A 20,137-nucleotide genomic window follows, 5' to 3' on the forward strand; every position below is an offset into this window, starting at 1 on the left:
AAGCGTCGCGGGCCGTGAAGTTTGTGAAATCATCCGCGGCAAACGTCACGGCATCTTCCGGAAAGGTTTCTCAGGTTGAACCGGAACAACTTTTCCCGGCCAGAAATCATGAAAACGAAATGGAAGATGATCGAGTTGGTGCAGGCGTCGGAGCGTGTCCTGCGATTGGGAATGGGTGCGATCTTCGCGCTTGCCTTGCCCCTTCACGCCAAGAAAGGCGGGAATCCGGGAGGCGAGGATCCTCCTCCCCCGCCTCCGGCCGAGCCGCCGATTCACTATGAGATCCGCTGGTTGACGCCGGCGGACTCTCCGGATGACACGCGGCTCTGGGATGTTGACCCGAGCGGGGTAGCCGTGGGACAGGTACGTCCCGGTGGATCCGCTGAGGATCGCTATGGCGTGGTGTCCTTTCCCGGGCGCCCCCTGATCAATCTCGAGGAGCTTGTCCGGAGTGGGACCCATGAGGGCGATGTCCTGCCGGATGGCTGGAAGCTGAACGCCGTCACCAAGATCAGCAACAGCCTGCTGGTCGGCGGCGATCTCATCCCAAGCCCGGGCAGCGACTACAACTGTGGGTGTTTTGCGGCTCAACTCGTCGATGATGGCATCAGCGTGAGCGTGGCGTGGTTCGAGATCTTTCCGGTGCCGGTTGGAGCCGTAGCGGTGCTTCTGGAGGATGCCTCCGAGAGCGGCGACTATTTCGTCGCCGAGGTGACCCGCAGCGGCAGTCCTGACGAGATCCATTGCTGGTCGCCGCGCACCACTCCCGAAGTCACCGAGATGGTGACCTTGCTCAATGGCGCGGTCTGGAGTCTCAGCGTGAACAATGCGGGGCAGATCTGCTGGTCGGAAGACGCCGATCAGGGCCAGGACTCCTACATCGCCGAACCGGGCGGAGGAATCACCGTGGTGGGACTGGGAACGCGGTTTGAGTCCTTCTATGCGAAAGACATCTCGGACAACGGAACGGTCGTTGGGGGATTCGTCAAACGGCGCTTCTCCGGCCAGCATCCCGGCATCTGGACGCCCGGCGCAGGGTGGGAAGAACTTGCCTCGCCGACCTACAGTGGCTCGGTCTGGATGATCAATGACGCCCTGCAGACCTTCGGACAGGTGGATTCCCGCTACTTCACCTACTCGCCTGCAGGAGGATTCCTTTGGATGGATGACCTGCTTGGTTCCAGCGGAGAGGCGGACGACCTGGATCGCTGGACCGCGACGGGTGGCATTAGCACCTGGTACATGAACTCGCACTCGATCAGCGATGCCAATTCAACGGGATACGGATGGATCGCTGGATTCAAGATGTTCGAGGGCGTGTGCCGGGCCTTCGTTATGCGTCCGACACCGGTCGCTCCCTGATCTGATCCATGGCGCCGTCGAAAAGCCCGCAGCTCCGGGGTGTTGCGGGCTCTTCGTGCTCGATTGAAGTTGGTCTCGACTGGTCTCGCCCGACTCTTGGGATTGTGGGGGCCGATTATGTACTCAATCATTGTCCTCATAGTGCCACTGCATGAAGCCGCGGCCGAGGGTGGAGACGGGATCGACGAAGCGGAAGTGATACCAGGCGTAGCCGGAGTCGAGGGTGGGCAGGCCGGCTGGCGTTGGCAAGGTGAGGTCCTGGATGATGGCGGGCTTGCCGGCGCCGCCGAACTGGAGGTCGGTTGAGGCCTCGATGTGGTCTTCGGAGCCGATATCCGAGATCGGGTAATGCTGGGCCCGGAGCCAGCCGTCGGCGAGCACTTCGTAGGGGGCGTCGGTGCGGCAGGCGAGGGTCAGGACGCCGTATTTCTGGCCGCCGATCTCCACGAGGTGGAACATCTGGCGCGTCTGGTTGGCGTCCGCCACCTTCGGGTTGAGGTTGCGAATAAACTCGACGCCATTCGGGAGTCCGTCGAGATCCCCGTCCAAACCGTATTCGAAGTCCACGCCGGCGGTGAGGCCGTTGGCAATCCCCCAGATCTGGTAGGGCGTCGCCGTGAAGTTGACGGTCGGCGAGGTCGCACCGTTGAGCAACGGGCTGCCATCGAGCCCCTGGATGCCTTCGATGCCAGTGAGGCCGAGCGCGAGCGTCCCACTGGTAAAGCCGTCCTGAAGGTAGCAGGTCGCTTGAAACGTGTGGGTGATCCCGTCGGTGGTGGCAAAACTATGGAAGTTGTGCCTGCCGATGTTCGAGAGGGAGAGTTCCATGTCCGCATTGCTATCGAATCCGGTGACGGCTTCCGAGAAGACGACCGAAAATTGGACGTAGGTGCCGGATGTCACGGGGCCAGTGGTGGCGGGCGTGATGCTGACGACGCGCGGCCCGGTCGGCGAGCCGATCTCGTATTGGTTGCCGTAGGGGATCCGGGTATCCAAGGAGTTGCCGGAAAGATCCTCAATATCGGAAACTTGCGTCCGCATCCGCAAAATACCATCACCGGTGAGGCCGTTAATGGTGACCGTGTATTGGGCACCCGAGCCCGAGAAGGTCACGCCTGTGTAGCTGACGGTTCCGAGGGTCTGGATGAGAAGGTCGTTGCTGTCATTGAAGTTCACGACCGGTTCGCTGAAGGTCACCAGGTAGTCGGCGGAGGTGCCGAGGACCGGATTGGGCGTGGTGGGAACGATGGAGAGCACGAAGGGCCGGACGATGTCGCCGATCTCGACGGCAGCGCTGGTCACACTGGAGGCGAGCGGATTGGTGGCGAGGTCGGTCACATTGCTGGTGGTGCTGACTCTCAGGGCAAGGGTGCCTTCCCCGCTTACACCCTCAAGGGTCACGGTGTAGGTGTCGCCCGAACCGGAGATGCTGGCATGGGTCGCCCTGGAGTCGCCCGTGGTGATCAGAACCAAATCGGCGAAGGCATTGAAACCGCTGACAGGTTCATCAAACACCACGGTGAACACGGAGTAGGAAAGCGGTGTGATCGAGATGGCGGAGGGGCCGGTGTTGTCGATCGTCGAGGGCGCGCTGGTGGCACCGGAAGAGAGCAGGTTGCCCGCGGCATCGGCCACATCGTTGCCCGTGGTGAGCACCTCCAGAGCCATCGTGCCGGTGCCGCTGATGCCGTCGACAACCAGCGAGTAGGAGCTCCCGGATCCCGTGAGGGTCGTCGAGGTGTAATTGACGTCGCCCGTCAGCACGAAGCTCAGATCGGAGGCATCGAAGCCCGTCACCGGCTCGCTGAAAAGGATGGCGAAAAGCTGATCAGTGGCTTTTGTAGGTCCGACGTTGTCCGAGAAAACCGTCGTCACCGTCGGCGCGGTGTGATCGAAGGTGGTGGTAACGCCGCTGTGACCGGTAGTGAGCAGATTGCCTGCTGCATCAACCACATCGGTGCCCGTGGGGCGCACCCCAAGCGTAATGGTGCCATCCCCGGATATGCCAGTGACAGACACTATGTAAGTGTCTCCGGATCCCGTGAGAATCGCGTCCTGGTAGGATGGAATCGCGAGTTCAAAAATCATATCGTGGCCACTCACGTTCGTCACCACTTCACTGAACGTGATCGTGAACTCGATATTGGTGGCGTTGGTGGGGCTGGTGACGTTCGGGGTGATGGAGACCACGGTCGGCGCGGTGTGGTCGATCGCCACGGCGGCGCTGGTCGGGCTGGACGCGAGGGCGTGGCCGTCGGTGGCGGTCACATCGCTCGCGGTGTTCACTTTCAGGGCGAGGGTGCCGTCGCCGCTCACGCCGGTGAGGGTGACGGTGTAGGTGTGGCCCGATCCCGAGAAGGTGGCGCCGGTGGCGGTGGCGGTTCCGGTGGTGACAAGGGTCAGGTCGCCGAAGGCATCGAACCCGATCACCGGCTGGTTGAAGGTGACTGTGAAGTCGAGCGAGCCGGCGTTGGTGGGTCCGGCCAGGGCCGGGGAGATGCCGGTGACGGATAGGGCGGTCCACTCGTAGGCGCCGATGTCGATGTCGCTGCCGTAGAGACGCGCAGCACCGAAAAGATCGGTGGCGCCGCTCAGGTCGAGCGCGCCGGAGGCATTGGTCGCCGCACCGAGAAAGCGGCCGTCGGGCAGCGAGAGGAGTGAGCTGTCGCCGTTGTCGATGACGAGGGAGCCTGCCTTCAGGCGGTAGTCGCCACCGGTGGTCGGGGCGGTGGCGGGGGCGACGGGCGCGACAAAGAAGTCTGCCGCGGTGAAGGGTCCGCCGAGCACTCCTTCGATGATCGTATGATTGAGCGTGGGATTGGTGGAGTTCTCCAGATTGAGCGAAGCTCCAGGGGCAGTCACGGAACCATTCAGGCCGTTGTTCCAGACCAGACAGTTGTCCAGCACGAGTTGGTCGGCAGAATTGAGCGCGGCGGCGATGCCTCCCGTGGCGGTCCCGTTGTTGCCGGTCACCGTGCAGTTGATCAGTCGTAGCGGCTCGCCGCTTTCAAAAAGGATCCCGCCGGCCCATCCAGTGTTTCCCGAGATCAGGGTGTTGGCGATGACGCTGGGGCCATTTTCAACGACGTAAACACCGCCAGTGCCACCGGCATTTCCGGAGATCCGGCAGCGGAGAATGTTCGTGTTGCTGAGCAGCAATCCGATGCCTCCCACCCCGCCTTCCGGCGCAAGGGTGGCGTCGTTGTCCGAAATGTCACAACCATCCACTGTGGTGACCGCGAGTCCGATGCCCAGCGGAGCCCAATATCCCGCGGCGATCTGGGCGGAGTTCCCAGAAACGACGCAGTCGGTGATGAGCGGGCCTACCAGCCCAGGCGGGTAGGTTTCACTACCGAGAGCATCTCCGAAGTTGTGGATGCTGACGACGCAGCCTCCGAGGCCGTCGTAGAAGCCTGTGTCGGCCGTAGGGAATGAACCTTGGTTGGCGAAAAGCGGGTCGGACAGATTGACGGCTTCGGTCGCGTGGTTGCCGGTGAAGCGGCAGTTCGAGATGCGCGGCGCGCTGTCGAAGAAGCAGACCAGGGCGCTGCCGAGGTAGTTCACGCCGCCGGTGACGGTGAAGCCGTCGAGGATGGCAGTCTTGTCCACGGTCTCCGCCGCGACGACGTGGGAGGAATTGGTGCCGACGGGGAGCGCGCCATCGTCATCGGCGAGGTCGCCGCTGAGGATGCTGGGCCAAGTGTCGGGGTCGCGCAGGTCCGGCGCGGGCATGCCGCCACCGGCGTAGCCGCCGTAGAGGGCGACATCATTGGCCATGCGGAAAACGGCGGCCGGATCGTTGGCGGTGACGGAGGCGCCGTCATCGGGATGGTAGGTGCCGCCCGCCACGCGGATCTCCGCGCCGGCTGCGGCGGTGGCCGCATCGAGCGCGTCCTGCAGGAAGGGAAAGGCGTTGGCCCAGCTGGAGCCGTCGCCGGTGCCGCCGCTCACGTTGGCATCCACGTAGAGCACGGGGCGGGTCTCGTAGGCCCCGGGTTCGAGCACGCCGCCCATCACGCGCGGCAGGAGGAGGAGGTCTCGGGGGTGTGTTTCAGCGGTGTAACGATCCTGGTCGAGATCCGCGTCATCGCCTCTGAGTTCATTGACGTCACCCAGACCGATCAGGGGTGAGCCGGTCGTGAGGCGCAAATCTCCCTCCGAGGTCGGCAGCGTGGCCGGGTTGACCGGACTGACAAAGCCGGGGTTGGTCGCGCCGTCGAAGTTGGTGCCGCCGAGCGTGATCCCTTCGAGGAGCGAGGAGGATGCATTGTGAGTGGTGCTGCCGAATTCGGCGAGCGCGGTTGGAGGGGCGCCCTGATTGCCCCAGACGATGGTGTTGATCGTATCGAGGGTGGAGCTGTTGTTGGTGATCCCTCCGCCGGATGACTGGCCGTGGTTGCCGGAGACCGTGCAGGAGTAGAGCCCGCAGATGCCGCCGGAGGAAAGCAACACGCCGCCTCCGCTGATGGTGGCCAGGTTGCCATAGATGGCGCAGTTCACGAAGCTCGTGTAGGCGCCAATCACGGCAATGCCCCCTCCTTCGGTGGCGGTATTGCCGGAGACCGTGCAATTGATCATGACGGGGCCGTTCGCCGCGCCTCCCAAATAGATCGCCCCACCTTGATTGAGGGCCTGATTTCCCATGAAGCGGCAGTTGGCCACGAGGACGCGGCTCGAAACAGCATAGAAGCCGCCGCCGGATACCTGCGAGGGGCCGCCAATGCCATCCGCCTGGCCGGCGGTGACGATGAATCCGTCCAGCACGGTGTTGAGCAGCAATCCGGCTCCCGCCGTGACCACATGGTAGGCATTGCCGCCCGCGATCTGGGCCGGGGTGCGGGCGATGCCGTCGGTGCCGGTGTCGTTGTTGTCCACGTCACCGCTGAGGATGGTTGGATTCGCCACCGGATCCCGCTGGCTGGCATGGAACTCGACCCCGGAGAAGCCGCCGTAGGTCTTGACGTCATTGACCAGTTGGAAGGTGGAGTCCCGTGTGGCACCGGGCAGGTAGCGGCCACGGGACACCCAGATGTGGTCGCCGGTGACCGCCGTCGACAGCGCCGATTGCAGATCGGTGTAGGCGTTGGTCCAACTGGAGCCGTCGTTGCCGCCGGTGGCGGCGAGGTCGACGTAGATCGGGCTGCGGGTCGTGATCGTGATCGTCCAGTCGCCGTATTGCCCCGCGGCATTGGAGCCTCGGAAGACCAGCGTGGCGGAAGCATTCGTCAGAGTGGAGGTGAAGTTGAGCGTCACCTTTCCGGTGGCCGGATCGATCAAGGGCGTGACCAGGCCTGTGTTGGAGTTCGACAGGAGCGTCCAGGAGGTCGATCCCGGAATGATCGCCGAGAGATCCCAGAGGTCCGTCTGCTGAGTGTCGGAATCGGGTGACAATGGGTAGCTGGAGCCACCATAGACCGGCAGCGGCTGCATGAGGAGGAGCTCGTTGCCGACATACGTCAGAACATAGCCTGAGGGGATCGCAGTGGCACTTCCATGCGGATTGGAGATGCTCGACCCGGACGCGAGAACGTAAACGGGCTCGGTTGGAGGATTGACGGCGTCGAACTCGATGATGCATCCGCTGAGGTCGAGGGCACCGCTGGCGGTGATGCGATCGGCGGTTGCACCGTCGATCTCGCAGTCATAGATGCCATGCACCTCCGAGGCGTTATTGACGGTCAGCGTGCCGGTGGAGGTCCCGGGTGAAATCTTACCAGTGGCGGTCACCACCAGCTCTCCATCGATGGAACCGGGGCCAGTTAATGTCCCCCCGGTGGCAACCACCACTTGACCGCTGCCCGTTCCCGATCCGGAGGCATTGGTCACCGCGAGCGTCCCGTCACTGACCGTCGTGCCGCCGCTGTAGGTGCTGGCTCCGGAAAGTGCGAGGGTGCCCGGACCTGTCTTGGTGAGCGCGCCGGAAGTTTGATGATCGGAGATCACCCCCGACAGGGCGAGTGTCTCGGCCGCTTGGGTGACCTTGATGGTGGCGCCGCTGTCGCCTAATTGGATGGCGCGGTTGGTCGACCCGTTGGCGGTGGAGCCGGTGAATTCCAGAGTGGCGGAGGTCGAGGAATCTCCGATCTGGAGAAGGTTCGTGGTCGCTCCGTTGCCGATGCTGCTGGTGTTTCCCGACACGGCATGGGTGACCGACGAGATGACCAGCATGCCATTTTCCACAACGGTGGAGCCCTGGTAGCCGCTGGCATCACTGAGGAGGCTGAGCGTGCCCGTGCCGGTCTTGATGAGGTTGCCAGTGCCTTGGCCTGTGTTGATCGGCACCTCGATATTGGCGGTGCCATCGACATCGAAAGTGAGGCTGACCGTGCTCGGGGTCAGGCTCGCGATGTCGCTGGTGACGGGTGCACCATCGATCTCGTGGGTGTAGGTGACGCCGCCGGGCACGATGATGCTGGAGTCTCCCGGTCCGGTCACGAAAACGCGGCCACCGAAGGCGCAGGAGTCGAGAATGGTGAGGTCGCCGCCGTTCAGATTGACCGATCCTGTTCCCGAAAGGCCGAGCACGGAATCTGCATGGCCATTCATGTTGAGCGTCCCCCCGACCACGAGCACCGAGGTGTCTGGAATGACGTTGTCCGCATCGAGTCGCAGCGTTCCACCGGAGATGCTGGTCACTCCCGTGTAGATGTTTGTTCCGCCGAGCCCGAGCGTGCCGCCGCCGGTTTTGGACAGGTTCGCGCTGCCGGACACCACCCCATTCACCGCGAGGCTGTCACCGCTGTTGACCGACCACACTCCGTTCGCACCGAGAACGACATCGCTGTGGATGGTGTGATTCCCGTCCTCGATGCCGATGGCGCCAGAGTTGAGCGTCAGCTGATACTTGGAGACAGCCGTGTCGAGGGTGTAGCCGGATGTCGCCGATTTGAACGCCAGGGAGGACACGGTCTGGTTGCCCTGGAGATCGATGGCGCGAATCGTTTGGATGAGGCTGGCATCGTCGAAGCGGGCCACGTCCGCGGTTCCCGGAACAGTCTGGTTCGACCAGTTGGTTCTGATGCTGGGAACAATCTGCGAGCCATCCCATAGGCCGTTGTTGAGTTCGGCGTCCCAGGTGATGGTGGCGGCATGGGCCGACGGTGCCGCAAGAAGCAGGCCGAGAAGCCCCCAGGGAGCCCGGCGACGGGACTGAGTGGCGGATTGGGGCCGGTGGGAGGCGGTGATTCGCATAACTGGAGATCCTTGGGTTGTGGATGGGAGATCTGGTGATTCAACGTACTTCACTCAAGGCGGGAAGACGCCGACCCGGACGAAGATCTTGGGATGGCTGGCCTTGTCGACATCCAGGAAGACTCGCTCCAGATCGGAGTCGGGATAGGTGCCTTCGACGCGGTAGAAGAGGATGCCCGGGTGACCGGGGGTGGGTTCCCCGCTGCCGTCGGCGCTGCTCAGGTGCATCCGCCACCAGAAGTCCAGGTCGAAGGAATACTCGAGGTAGGTGCCGAACTGTTCCCAGCCCTGGTTCACCTCCGGCACGAGGAAGCGGCATTCGCCGGAGGGCTCGACAATCTCCATCGTGACCGGCTGCAACGGTTCGGTGGAAAGCGGGCTGGTGTTGGTGACGAAGGACAGGGCGTTGTTCATGCCATTGCCGCTCGGGTCAGCGGCAGGCCCGATGATCGCGGGGTCGGTTTCGCCGGGGAAGAAGCCGCTCATCCAGAATTCGTAGAGGGTGTGCAGCGGTCCCTCGTAGGCGCCGATGTCCACGGTTCCGCCGAGGATGCGGGCCTCGCCGGAGACGTCCTGGGAGATGCCGGCGATCGCGGTGTTGTCCCCGGCATTGAGCACCGCCGTGTCGTGCGCCGGGCGGAATTCGCCTTCGATGGAGGGCGCGAGCGCCGGGTCGAGGGGATAGAAGAACCCGGGGTTGTTGGCACCACCGAGGCCATCGAGGTTGCCGGGACCTTCAGGTGTCAGTGCAAAGCCCTCCAAAAGGCAGTTGGAGAACTCATACCAGATCACGTTGGTGAGTGAGACTCCTCTGGCGGCGGCGTTGTTCCAGATGAGCGTGTTGGTCATCCGGGAGGAGCTGGAGCCCGTGGTGTTGGCACTGATGCCCCCGCCGGCATCGACGGCTCGGTTGCCGGTGATGGTGCAGTTCACAAACAACGTCGAACCTTTGTCCTGCGGGTCGTCGTAAATCGCCCCTCCGTCGTCCCCCGCATAGTTGCCCGAGAAGTTGCAGTTCGTGGTGGTGACGTTGCTCCACCAGAAGTAGCCGGCACCGCCACGGCCGGTGGAGCTGTTGGCGCGGAAATCGCAGCTTTCGATGTCGCAACCGCCGTTGCTGTGGACGAAGATGCCGCCGCCCTGGACCGCGGTGTTGCCGATGATGCGGCAGTTCGAAAGAGTCGGGATGCGTGCGAAGTCGGTATCGACGATGATCCCGCCGCCGCGCGAGTCGAGACCCTGGCCGACGATCGGGGCGACCAGGGCGCTGCCGCCGGTGATGGTGAAGCCGTCGATGACCGGTGCCGCGAAGGAAACCGACACCACGTTGTAAGCGTTGGTACCCGCGATGTTGGCGGGAGTGGTCGTGATGCCGTTGACCTTGCCGGTGTCGTTGCTCTGCAGGTCGCCGCTCAGCACCGTCAGGTTGGCCATCGGGTCGCGCTGGCTGGACGCCGCTTCGGTGCCGTCGAAGCCACCGAGAAGCGAGACGCCATCGGGCACGTTGAAGGTCGAATCCGGGCTGATGGGGAGATGGCCGGGGACGTAGATGCCCTCCTTCACCCAGATCTCATCACCAGGGACGGCACCGGACAGGGCGAGGTCCAGTGAGTCGAGCGCGTTTCCCCAACCCGCCCCGGTTCCTCCGGGAGCCGCGTCCCCGTCCACATGCAGGACCGTCGTCCGCTCGATGACGATGGAGTCACTGTTGTAGGTGATCCAGAAGCCCGCGCGCAGGCCGGTCACCGAGGCGAAGGGTCCCTGCACCTGCGTGGCCGTGGCGATGGTGAAGCTGGTGCCTGTCGGGAGGCCGAGCTCCCTCAGGTCCAGGGTGCCATTCCGGACATCCAGCGTTCCGGTCACCGCCAGTTGGTCGGCGGAGGCTCCGTCGAGCTCGCAGGCGTAGGTGCCGTTGAGCGTTACGCCGGAAAGGGCCGTGAGCGTGCCGATGGAGGCTCCGGGAGCGATGAAGCCGCCGGCATCGACGGTGATCGCCCCGCCGACGCGGCCGCCACCGGCGAGGGTGGCTGGCGAATTGACAGTGACCGGGCCGGTCCCGGTCGCGGAACCGGAGGTATTGGACACCCGGAGTGTCCCGAACCCCGTGATGGTGGTTCCTCCGCCGTAGGTGTTCGCATTCGTGAGGATCAGCGTTCCGCTATGCTCCTTGCGAAGCACGTTGCTGCCGCTCACGACGCCATGAACTGTGACGTCGGTGCCGGTGGCGATGTAGACCCCGAAGGTGTTGTCGCCGGAGTTGTCGTTCATCGCGACGTTGCAGTTGATGACATTCGATCGGGCGCTCGAGTCGGATGAGGCGGAAAATATGCCGTATCCGAAAAGCTCGGTCCCCTGACCAATCGTCAGGGTCTCGCCACCAACCGTGGTGCCAAGGGTGAACGAATCTCCATCTTGAAAGCCGGCACTGTCCACCGCCCGGTTTCCGTTCAGGTGGATCGTGCGGATCGGATGACTCAGGTAGGAGTCGGTGAATACGACCCCGTCGCCGGCTCCGGGAATGACGGAGCCGGTCCAGTTGGAGGAGGTGGAGGAGCCTCCACTCGACTGGGCGTTCCACAGATTGCTGTTTTCGTCCGCCGTCCAGCGGTAGAGAGCGCCTTCGCAAACCGGGGTGGCAAGAAACTGAAACCCGAGGAGAACTGCCAGCGCGGGGACCCACGCGGTGCGGCGAGGGAGGGAATGGGACAGGGCCATATCTCGATTGGATGGGTTCATGGAGGTGGAGTCGGTTCGTGCGATGAATCGGCGATCTCCGCCCGATCCGATCGCATCAGTTTTTTCCGAGCGCGTCTCAACGTGAGCGTCGCCGGCCAAGGGTAAGCCCGCCCAGGCCCAGCAGGGCCAGCGTGGTCGGTTCGGGGATCGCGGAGAAGGTCAGCGTGGTTCCGGCACTGTCCGAAATCAGCAGCGCGCCTCCGCTTGTTGCCAGCGGATTCCCGGCTTGAGACACGAAGGTGTCCGGCGGAGCCACGACCAGCGGCCCGAACGGCGAGGCGAGGTCGTAGCCGTCCAGCGCGCCGTTGAACATCAGCAGAATGTCGAACTGCACGAGATCGTTGCCGAAAGTCACCCCGTCGAAGGTATCGTTTAGATTGGTGGTCGTGGGCGTGGTGATCGTTAGCGTCTGCCCCAGCAGATCGATGGTTGCCGTGTCATTGGGCACGAAGACACCATCGGAATAGGGCGCGATGTTCACGGTGTCGGCCGTCACGGTGAGGACGAAGGACTCGCTGGTGAAGCTGCTGCCACCCAGCGAGCCGCTGAGCGAGCCCTCCCACACGTAGACGATTTGTGCCGCCGATGCGGAAACGGTGAGCATGCCAAGGGCGAAGAGACAGGTAAGTGCTTTCATCGTTTGTGGTATCGGTGGTTGGTTCTGGAATCGAGTGGGTCCGGCCGATCACGCGTCGGTCTTCCCGGAAGTGTGCCAAAAAAAGTTTCGGGCGGCCGGAAAACCGGAGGTTGCGCGCAGCAAATAGCCAACCGTGCGGAAGGCCGAGTTACTCGGCGGAGAGGGGTATGCCGGCGTCGACATCTGCCATGGGAATAGGACCTTGAGCGGGATCTACGGGGCAACGCCCGTGCCTACGGAATCCGCACGCCGAGCCGGGCAAAGAAGCGTGGGAAAAGGGTGCTGTCGACCCGCAAGGATACCTGGTCGATGCCCGCGGCGACGCCGTCGGTGGACACCACGATCTCGATGCCAGGAGCAATGGTGGTGGTCGTCGTCGGGATGTCGGCGGGTGTGAATTCGCCGAGGTCCGTCGAATATCCGATGGAGGGGAGGAAGTAGTTGGCGTCCCGGCGATGGGCGAACTCAAAGGCCAAGGTGGTGTTGTCGATCGAGACCACGGCGAGCGGAGCCGGCGACGGATCCAGCGGACTGAGGTTGAACGCGAAGCAAAGCGCGTTGCTCAGGCCGCCGGCTGAGATCGCGTCAGGCCCGATGATGGCGGGATTGGTTTCATCGGGGTAGAACGTATCGATCCATAGGTCGAATGGTTCGTCGGCAGTGTCGATCAGATCCAGTCCCAGCGTGATCGTGTTGCTGTTCAGTTGGCCGTCGGTGACCGTGACGGTGACGTTGTAGGTGCGGTCGGCATTCGCGTCGTTCGGCGACTCGAAGTCGGCGGGTGAAACGAAGTTCAGCGCGCCGGTCGCGGGGTCCACGGTGAAGGCCGCGGCGTCCGCGCCGCCCAGCACGTAGGTCAGCGAATCGCCGTCCACGTCGCTGGGGACCAACGAGATCGGATAAAGCGGATTGTCGGGGAAGAATACGGTGGCTTGGCGAACATTTTCCAGTGTTGGCAGGTTGGTGTAGGATCCGGTCAGGTCGGTGATATCGCCGAGGGTCATGGTGAGGATCGGCGCCTCGTTGACGTTCTCGATGGTGATGACGAAGGTCTCGGTGACCGATACTCCGCTGGCGGTAGCGGTGATGTCCACCGAGATGATGCCGTCAGCGAGGCTCTCGTGGTTGATGGCAGTTGTGAGGGAAAGCGTGGTGCCCGAAATCGCGAAGCGGCTGTCATTCTCCGTGAAGGTTATGGTGTCGCCGTCGATGTCCGTGGCGCTGAGCGTGCCGATCACGCCGGTGGTGTTCTCCGGGATGCTGGGGTTGCTGAGGGCGAGGTTTGCGGGACCGCCTTCATCGACATTGAGCACGGTGATGGTGAAGGCCTTCGGGGTTTGGAACGTGCCGTCGCTGGCGGTGACCGTGATCGGGATCGATGGCGTGGCCTCGCAGTCGAGAGAGAGTCCATCGACCAGCTTGAGGGTGGTGCCATCGACTTCAAAGCGGGCGTCCGAAACCGAGAAGCTCAAGCTTGGTCCGTCCGCATCAGACGCGCTGAGATTTCCTACCACGGCGCCGGGGTCGTTCTCGGCGACCTGGCTGGCTGAGAGTTGGATGTTGCTCGGGGCGACGTCGTTGACGTCGAGCACGGTGATGGGGAGCCGCACCTCGGTCCAGTTGCCAGATCCGGAATCGAAGGGCTCGTCCGAGACGATCATGCCCGTCTCGAACGAGGCCGCCACCTCATAGTCGAGCGAGACGCCGTCCTTGAGCTTCACGGTGACCCCGTCAGGCGCCAGCTCGAGGCGCAGGTCGATGTCGAAGTAGAACGTGGTGGGACCATCCGCATCGGTGATGGCGATCGTGCCGACGACCGCGCCGGGGTCGTTTTCGGTCACCGGACCCGCGCTGGTGAAGATGGTCACGGGCGGGCTGTCGTTCTCGTTGGTCAGGGTGAAGGCGATGGGGACCGTGTCAGACTCCACGCCGTCGGAGACCATCAGGTTGAAGGCGTAGTTGGGATTCCCTTCGTAGTTGAACTTGTGCGCGGTCTTGCGGTGCACGCGGTAGCCGCCCGAGCCGTTCGGGGAGATGTCGAAGCGGCTGTCATCGACCGACATGATGAGGGAGGCGGGTGGGGTATCGGCATCCGCCACGGTGAAGTTGTAGACGTCGAGGCCCGTGTTCTCCGGGATGGGATCGACCAAGGTGCCGGCGATCACCGGGCCGATGTTGCTGTTGTTGATGGTGATCTGTACGACCTGCGAGTCATTGAGGCCCTCGGAGTCGGAGGCGATGACCTGGACCACATACACGTTGTTTCCATTCGCATCCTGCGGAGTCTCGAAGCGGAGGACCGTGTTCAAGCTGATCTGCCCGGTGACCGGATGGATGCTGAAAAACGACTCGTCGCCCGAGGTGCCCAGGCTGTAGGCCAGCACGGTGTCGTCCGTGTCGTTGGCGACCGCTTGGTACACGATGCCCGTGGTCCTTTCATTGACCGTGAGGGAAACCGTTGCCGCGGCAAACGCGGGCGGATCATTCTCGTCCACAATCACCGTGCGGGTCACGGGCGTGGCGGCGTTGCCCGAGCTGTCCGATACATGGTAGGTCAGCACGTAGGTTCCAGGCGTCTGGTTGTCGATACTGCCGCTCATCACCACCGAGCCCGATAGATCTCCCTCAAGGCTGTCCGCTGCGGTGGCACCGGCGTCCGTGTAGAGGTCATCCACCTCGATGGTTACCGGGTTGTTGCCCAGCCGCGTGATCACCGGTGGGGTGGTATCGACCACGTTCACGGTGCGCGTGACCTCGGATGCCGCGGTGCCGAGCGAATCGGTCACGTTGTAGGTCACCGAGTAGCTGCCGAGCGCGTTGGGATTGACCCCATTGACCGCCACGATGGAGCTGGTGAGGTTGCCGTCCTCGACATCGCTAGCGGTGGCACCGGCGTCGGTATAGGGCGTGGCGGCCTCGTGGGTGGCCGGGTTGTTGCCGAGCAGGCTGATCACCGGCGGGTAGTTCACGTCAATGGAGATCGAGCTTTGGGCCAGAGTGAGGTTGGCCGGGACGATCTCCGAGCCTTCGCCCGCACCACCGACGGTCTTGAGCACGCTGGCGAGGGTGTTGGCGAGGTTGAAGGTGTAGGTGCCGGGCGTGGTTGGTGCGGTGAAAGTGCCGGAGGCGAGGATGGTGCCGCCGCCTTGGCCGATGCCGGTCACGACCGTGGTGCCTTGGCCCTGCGTGGCATCCGCGGGGGCGCTGCCGAGGGTGTTCTGGGCGCCGCCGATCTGGACGAGGTTCAGCGCGCCGGGGTTCCCGGACTGCTGGCCGCTGAAACCGCCAGGGCCGGTGAAACCAAGGGGGCCGGCGAAGTTTGCCATCGAGGCCGGTGCGGCGTTGCCTGCGGGCAGATCGAGGGTGTCCGGGTTGCCCGGGTCCTGCGCGAGGTCGGTGACCAGCAGGGCAAGGCCGGAGTTGTCGCCCGTGGAAACGTCAAAGGAGATCGTCCAGTCGATCACCTGCCCGGGGGCCACACTCTGTCCGTCGTGGGATGAGTCGAGGGTCAGGGTGACCGTCTCGGTGGTGGCCGTCGGCGCGGCGGGCACGGTATTCGTGGGAAGTTGGGCGACGAAGCCCTCCACCACTTGTGGTCCAAGACTACCGATGACACCGCCATTCAGCCAATGGTAGTCGTTTGCCGTGCCTGGCGGTCCGCCTCCGATGGCGGAACTGTTGAAGATGAATACGAAGTAGTCATCCTGTCCCGGGGTGAAGAAGCCACTTCCCGGAATTTGCCCGCCGGGATCCCAACCGCTCAGGGAGCCTTCGGAACCTTTGAAAAACTGGCCATTCTGCCATTTGAACGCGGTGTCCGAGCGCCACCACATCAGCCCGATCCAGCTCAAATTGGAACCACTCGCGGCCGTCACCTCCTGGAGCTGCCGGATTTGCCGGAGCTGGGGGACGCCTTGTGTCTCGAGCGTGTCGATCGAGGCGAGGTGCGTTCCGTAGATGCGCCAGGCGAGTTCACTGGCGTAGATGAAATGCCGGGGATCCGCATAGGTGCCATTGTAGCGCGGGTAAGGGTCAGCGCCATTGGTTCCCCAGTCTCCCAATTCGGGACCGCTGTACCAGTGGGTGTAATCGATCGGCATGGCCTTGTACCAAGGTTTGATGTCCAGGTCCTCCGGTCCGAAGGTGTGCGCCTTGAAGAGTTGCAACTCCTGCAGGAAGGCGGGATCGGCGGCGATTCCGGGACCGCGTGCGCCGTGCAGGATGGAGGCCATATCATGCAGGTCGATGTCGCCGTCGCCATCGACATCGCGAGCCGCGGCATCGAGGAGGTCGAAGTCATTCACGTCCACGTCTCCGTCCTCGTCGGCATCGAAGCGCGCCACCCGCAGCAGTTGACCGAAGATGTCCACCAGCGAGGGGTCGGCGATGGTGTTGGGGCTGCGGTCGATTTCGTCGGAAACACCGTCGCCGTCGGTGTCCGGCCCATTCGGATCGCCATCAGGAATGCAATCGTCGAGCCAGCCGTTGTCGTTGACGTCGCGGTCGAGCATGTAGCTGAGCCACATACCCCCGGTGGAGTAAGCGAGAAGGCCGTTCGGAGGAGTCATCGCCGCGCTGAACTCCACGGTGATGTCGATGGTTTCCGCCCCTGCGCGCAGCGCCTCCCAGGTGGCCTGCGGAATCACCAAAGTGTTTTCCCCCGGATTCTCCATGACCCGGCCGATGAAGGTGCCGTTGACATACACCAACAGGTAGTGGGCCGGATCCCAGGCTCTCACCCAGCCTTCCATGCTGGGCTGGAGGCGGAGAGTAACGTCACTGTAGGACGGTGCCGCCGGGGCGGCGACCGTGATGCCATCGACCTCGGGGGTGCCCTCGATGCGATCATGGTAAACGCTGTCGGCTTCCCATCCGAAGACGGAGAGGACCCGATCCTCCTCCAGCTGTTCCCGGTCATCGATGCCGTCGGCGTCGCAGTCGCGGAAATCGACGTTGAAAACCTCGATGGAGAAGCTGCCCTGGGCCAGCGCGACGGTGGCAGGGACGATCTCGGCTCCGTCACCCGCGCCGCCGACCGTCTTGAGCAAGCTGGCGAGGGTGTTGGCGAGGTTGAAGGAATAGTTGCCCGGCGCGTCCGGCGCGGGGAAGCTGCCGGTGGCGAGCACCGTGGTGCCGCCCTGGCCGATGCCGGTGACGACCGCGGTGGCCTGGCCTTGGGTGGTGTCGCTGGAGGCGCCGCCGAGGGTGTTTTGGGCACCGCCGATCTGGACGAGGTGGCGCTCGCCGAAGGTGCCGGAAGACTGGCCACCGTATCCGGCGGGACCGGTGAACCCGAGCGGCGCGTTGAAGTTCTGCATCGCCGCCGGAGCGGCATCGCCGGAGGGAATCTCAAAGGTGGCCGGGTTGTCGGCGTCATGGGCGAGGTCGGTGACCAGCAGGGCGAGACCGGAGTTGTCACCGGACGAGACCGTGAAGGAGATCGTCCAGTCGATCGTATCGCCCGGGAGGACCTCCTGCCCGTCGAGGGACGAGTCCAGGGTGAGGGTCACGCTCTCGGTGGTGGCCGTGGCCGCGGGCGTCACGGTGTTCGCGGGCAGTTGGGCGACGAAACCAATCGGGGTGGCTCCGGTGCCGAGGTTCCCGATCTCGCCAACGAGGCCGTCGGCATTGAGCCAGCGGTAGTCGGCTGCCGTGCCGGTGCCGGCACCCGCCTCGGCCACGGTGTCGAAGGCGGCCACGTAGTAGTCGTCCTGCCCGCCGACGAAGTAGCCGCTGTCGGGAATCGGCGAGTCCGCCCACGCGCTCACGGAGTCGGTGTCCGGCGTGAAGACCTGGCCGTTTTCCCACATGAACTGCTCATCGCCCGGGACCCACCTCAGCCCGATCCAACTGATTGGGGAACCGCTCGCAGCAACGACCTCGTGGAGCTGGTCGATCTGCTCCTGTTGGGTGAGCGTGGTGGTGGTCAGCGTCTTGTCGATCGAGGCGAGCTGCGTGCCGTAGATGGCGGCACACAGTGCGTTGCAGTTGTCGTAGGAAGACAGGCTGCTGGTCACCAGGGGCGGGGTGGACAGCGGAATGTCGTCCTCACCGAACGTGTGCGCCTTGAACAGGCGAAGGTCCTGAAGGTAGGCCGGGTCGGCGGCCTGATCGACGCCGCGTGAGCCGTGGAGGAGGGAGACGATATCGTAGAGGTCGTTGTCCCCGTCGCCATCGACATCGCGGGCCGCACCGTCGAGGAGGTCGTAGTCGCTCATGTCGAAGTCGCCATCGCCATCCGCGTCAAATCGCGCCACCCGCAGGAGCCGGCCGTAGGCGTCGACGATGGACGGATCGGGAATGCTGTTGGGATCGCGGTCGATCTCGTTGGGAACGCCGTCGCCATCGAGGTCCGGATTGGGCACGAGTTCGACGCTGGTGGCGGTGTAGGACATCAGATAGGTCGCAGGAAGATTGAGGCCGGTGGCAAAGGTGCCCGAGACGCTGGTAGCGCTGATGAGGGTGTAGGCCGATCCCGTCGGCGGGCTCAGTTCGTTGAAATCGATCGTCGCGCCGGAGAGGTTCAACGCTCCCCCGACCACGATCTGGTCGCTGGTGGCTCCGTCGATCTCGCAGGCATAAGTGCCGGCAAGGGTGAGGTCGGACCCGAGCGTGAGGGTGTCGACGGAAGTTCCCGGGGCAATCACCGAGCCCGTCTCGGCGGTCACCGCACTGCTGATGGAGGGGCTTCCGGTGAGGGTGCCGCCGCTGGCCAAGGTCACCGTCCCGCCGATCGAGCCGTTTCCAGCCAGAATGCCACTGCCGGACACCGTAACCGGGCTGGTTCCGGTGGCCGATCCGGTCACGTTGCTTGCCAGGAGTGTGCCCTCGGTGATGGTGGTGCGGCCGCTGTAGGTGTTGGCGGCGCTGAGGCTGAGGGTTCCCGGGCCCGACTTGGTCAGTTTGCCGGCACTGGTTTCGTCGGAGATGACCCCGGTGAGTGACAAGGTTTCGGAGGCCTGCGTCACCTTGATCTCGGCCCCGACGCTGCCCACCTGCACGGGGCGGTTGGTGGAGCCGCTGGCGGTGGTGCCCGCAAACTCGAGCAAGGCGAGTGTCGTGGTCCCAAACGAGCGACCACTCAGCACAAGGCGGTTGTCATGGGCCCCGTTGCCGATGCTGCTGGTGTTGTCCGCCACGGCATCGGTCACCGATGTGATGATCAGGTTGCCGCGGTTAACGACGGTGGCACCACGGTATCCACTCGCATCACTGAGCAGGCTGACCGTGCCGGTGCCGTCCACGATCAAGCCGCCGTTCCCCTGGGCCGTGCTGATGGGCACCTCGATCACGGCATGCGCATCTCCAAAGGTGACGAAGTTCAGATTCTCGGTCTCCGCCTGCATGCCGGCGATGTCGTTGTCCGCTCCGCTGCCGACGTTCCGGTGGGTGAAGACGGCGCCGGCGGCCAAACGGATCATCGAGCTTCCGCTCCCGCCGACATCGATCTGGCCGTCAAAGACGGAATCGATGTCGACAAAGTCGAGAATCCGGAGCACGCCGTCATTCAGGTTCACGGTTCCCGTTCCCGAGAGGTTGCTCATGGAGTGTTGCCACCCGTTGAGGTCGAGGGTGCCTTCGAGCGCCAGTTGTGAAGCCGATTGCAAGCGATCACTGGCCCCGATCCGCAGGGTTCCCCCGGCGATGGACAAGAGGCCCGAGTGGCTCTTCGAGGCACCGCTCAGGACAAGCGTGCCTTCGCCGGTCTTGGTCACATCGAACGCTCCCGAAAGCCCTCCTCCGATCGTGAGGCTGTCGCCGGTGCCGACTGACCAGACCCCGGCGCTGCCGAGCGTGAGGTTGCTTTCGATCGTGTGGTCACCATCCGTGACCGTGATGGCCCCGGAGTTCAGCGTCAGCGCGCGCCGGAGCGTAGCCGTGTCGAGTGTGTAGCCGGAGCCTGCGGAGTTGAAGCTGAGGCTGGATACGACTTGGCTCGTCTGGAGATCGATGGCGCGGATCGTGTTCAGCAGGCTCGCGTCGTCGAACCGGGCCTCGTCGGAGGCCCCCGGGATGCCATGGGTCGACCAGTTGCTCTTGGTGCCCGAGGACGTGTCGATCGTGTTCCATTCGCCGGTGTTCAACTCGGCGTCCCACGTGACGGTGGCGGCATGAGTCTGCAGCGCTGATAGAAATCCGGCGGTGGTCGCAATGAATGACCGGAGGAGGCTTTGTCTCTTCATGGCGTGATTCAGGAGTGGAGGGGGCGGG

General features: G+C 63.9%; 5 protein-coding genes. 1 reads left to right on the forward strand and 4 read right to left on the reverse strand.

Annotated elements, in window-relative coordinates; genetic code table 11:
- The first annotated feature begins 108 nt into the window (after nucleotides 1-108).
- On the forward strand, nucleotides 109-1,362 hold the full coding sequence (locus IG178_RS14275; RefSeq protein ID WP_193213239.1) for a hypothetical protein: 1,254 nt from the start codon (nucleotides 109-111) through the stop codon (nucleotides 1,360-1,362).
- A gap of 123 nt (nucleotides 1,363-1,485) precedes the next feature.
- Here the strand turns inward: IG178_RS14275 and IG178_RS14280 are convergent, their stop codons facing one another.
- The 4 genes from IG178_RS14280 to IG178_RS14295 all read right to left on the reverse strand — a co-directional run bounded on the left by IG178_RS14280 (nucleotide 1,486) and on the right by IG178_RS14295 (nucleotide 20,109).
- Complete coding sequence (locus IG178_RS14280; protein ID WP_193213240.1) at nucleotides 1,486-8,553, reverse strand: beta strand repeat-containing protein; 7,068 nt, start codon at nucleotides 8,551-8,553, stop codon at nucleotides 1,486-1,488.
- 54 nt (nucleotides 8,554-8,607) lie between these two features.
- Entirely contained in the window at nucleotides 8,608-11,268 is a 2,661-nt protein-coding gene (locus IG178_RS14285) for a right-handed parallel beta-helix repeat-containing protein (RefSeq protein ID WP_193213241.1), read from the reverse strand.
- A 97-nt stretch (nucleotides 11,269-11,365) separates the two neighbouring features.
- Nucleotides 11,366-11,926 (reverse strand): PEP-CTERM sorting domain-containing protein, encoded by a 561-nt coding sequence (locus tag IG178_RS14290; RefSeq protein WP_193213242.1) that lies wholly within the window; start codon nucleotides 11,924-11,926, stop codon nucleotides 11,366-11,368.
- Between the two features lie 233 nt (nucleotides 11,927-12,159).
- The gene (locus IG178_RS14295; protein WP_193213243.1) at nucleotides 12,160-20,109 is read right to left on the reverse strand and encodes an immunoglobulin-like domain-containing protein; all 7,950 of its coding nucleotides are present in this window, start codon (nucleotides 20,107-20,109) and stop codon (nucleotides 12,160-12,162) included.
- Nucleotides 20,110-20,137: the final 28 nt, after the last annotated feature.

The sequence above is a fragment of the Neoluteolibacter marinus genome (genome assembly GCF_014904755.1).
Taxonomy (GTDB): Bacteria; Verrucomicrobiota; Verrucomicrobiia; order Verrucomicrobiales; family Akkermansiaceae; genus Haloferula; species Haloferula marina.

What these genes read in the sequence shown, in the direction of transcription:
- IG178_RS14285 (WP_193213241.1), bottom strand. Translation starts at nt 11,268, where the DNA reads ATGGCCCTGTCCCATTCCCTCCCTCGCCGCACCGCGTGGGTCCCCGCG.
- IG178_RS14295 (WP_193213243.1), bottom strand. Translation starts at nt 20,109, where the DNA reads ATGAAGAGACAAAGCCTCCTCCGGTCATTCATTGCGACCACCGCCGGA.
- IG178_RS14275 (WP_193213239.1), top strand. Translation starts at nt 109, where the DNA reads ATGAAAACGAAATGGAAGATGATCGAGTTGGTGCAGGCGTCGGAGCGT.
- IG178_RS14280 (WP_193213240.1), bottom strand. Translation starts at nt 8,553, where the DNA reads ATGCGAATCACCGCCTCCCACCGGCCCCAATCCGCCACTCAGTCCCGT.
- IG178_RS14290 (WP_193213242.1), bottom strand. Translation starts at nt 11,926, where the DNA reads ATGAAAGCACTTACCTGTCTCTTCGCCCTTGGCATGCTCACCGTTTCC.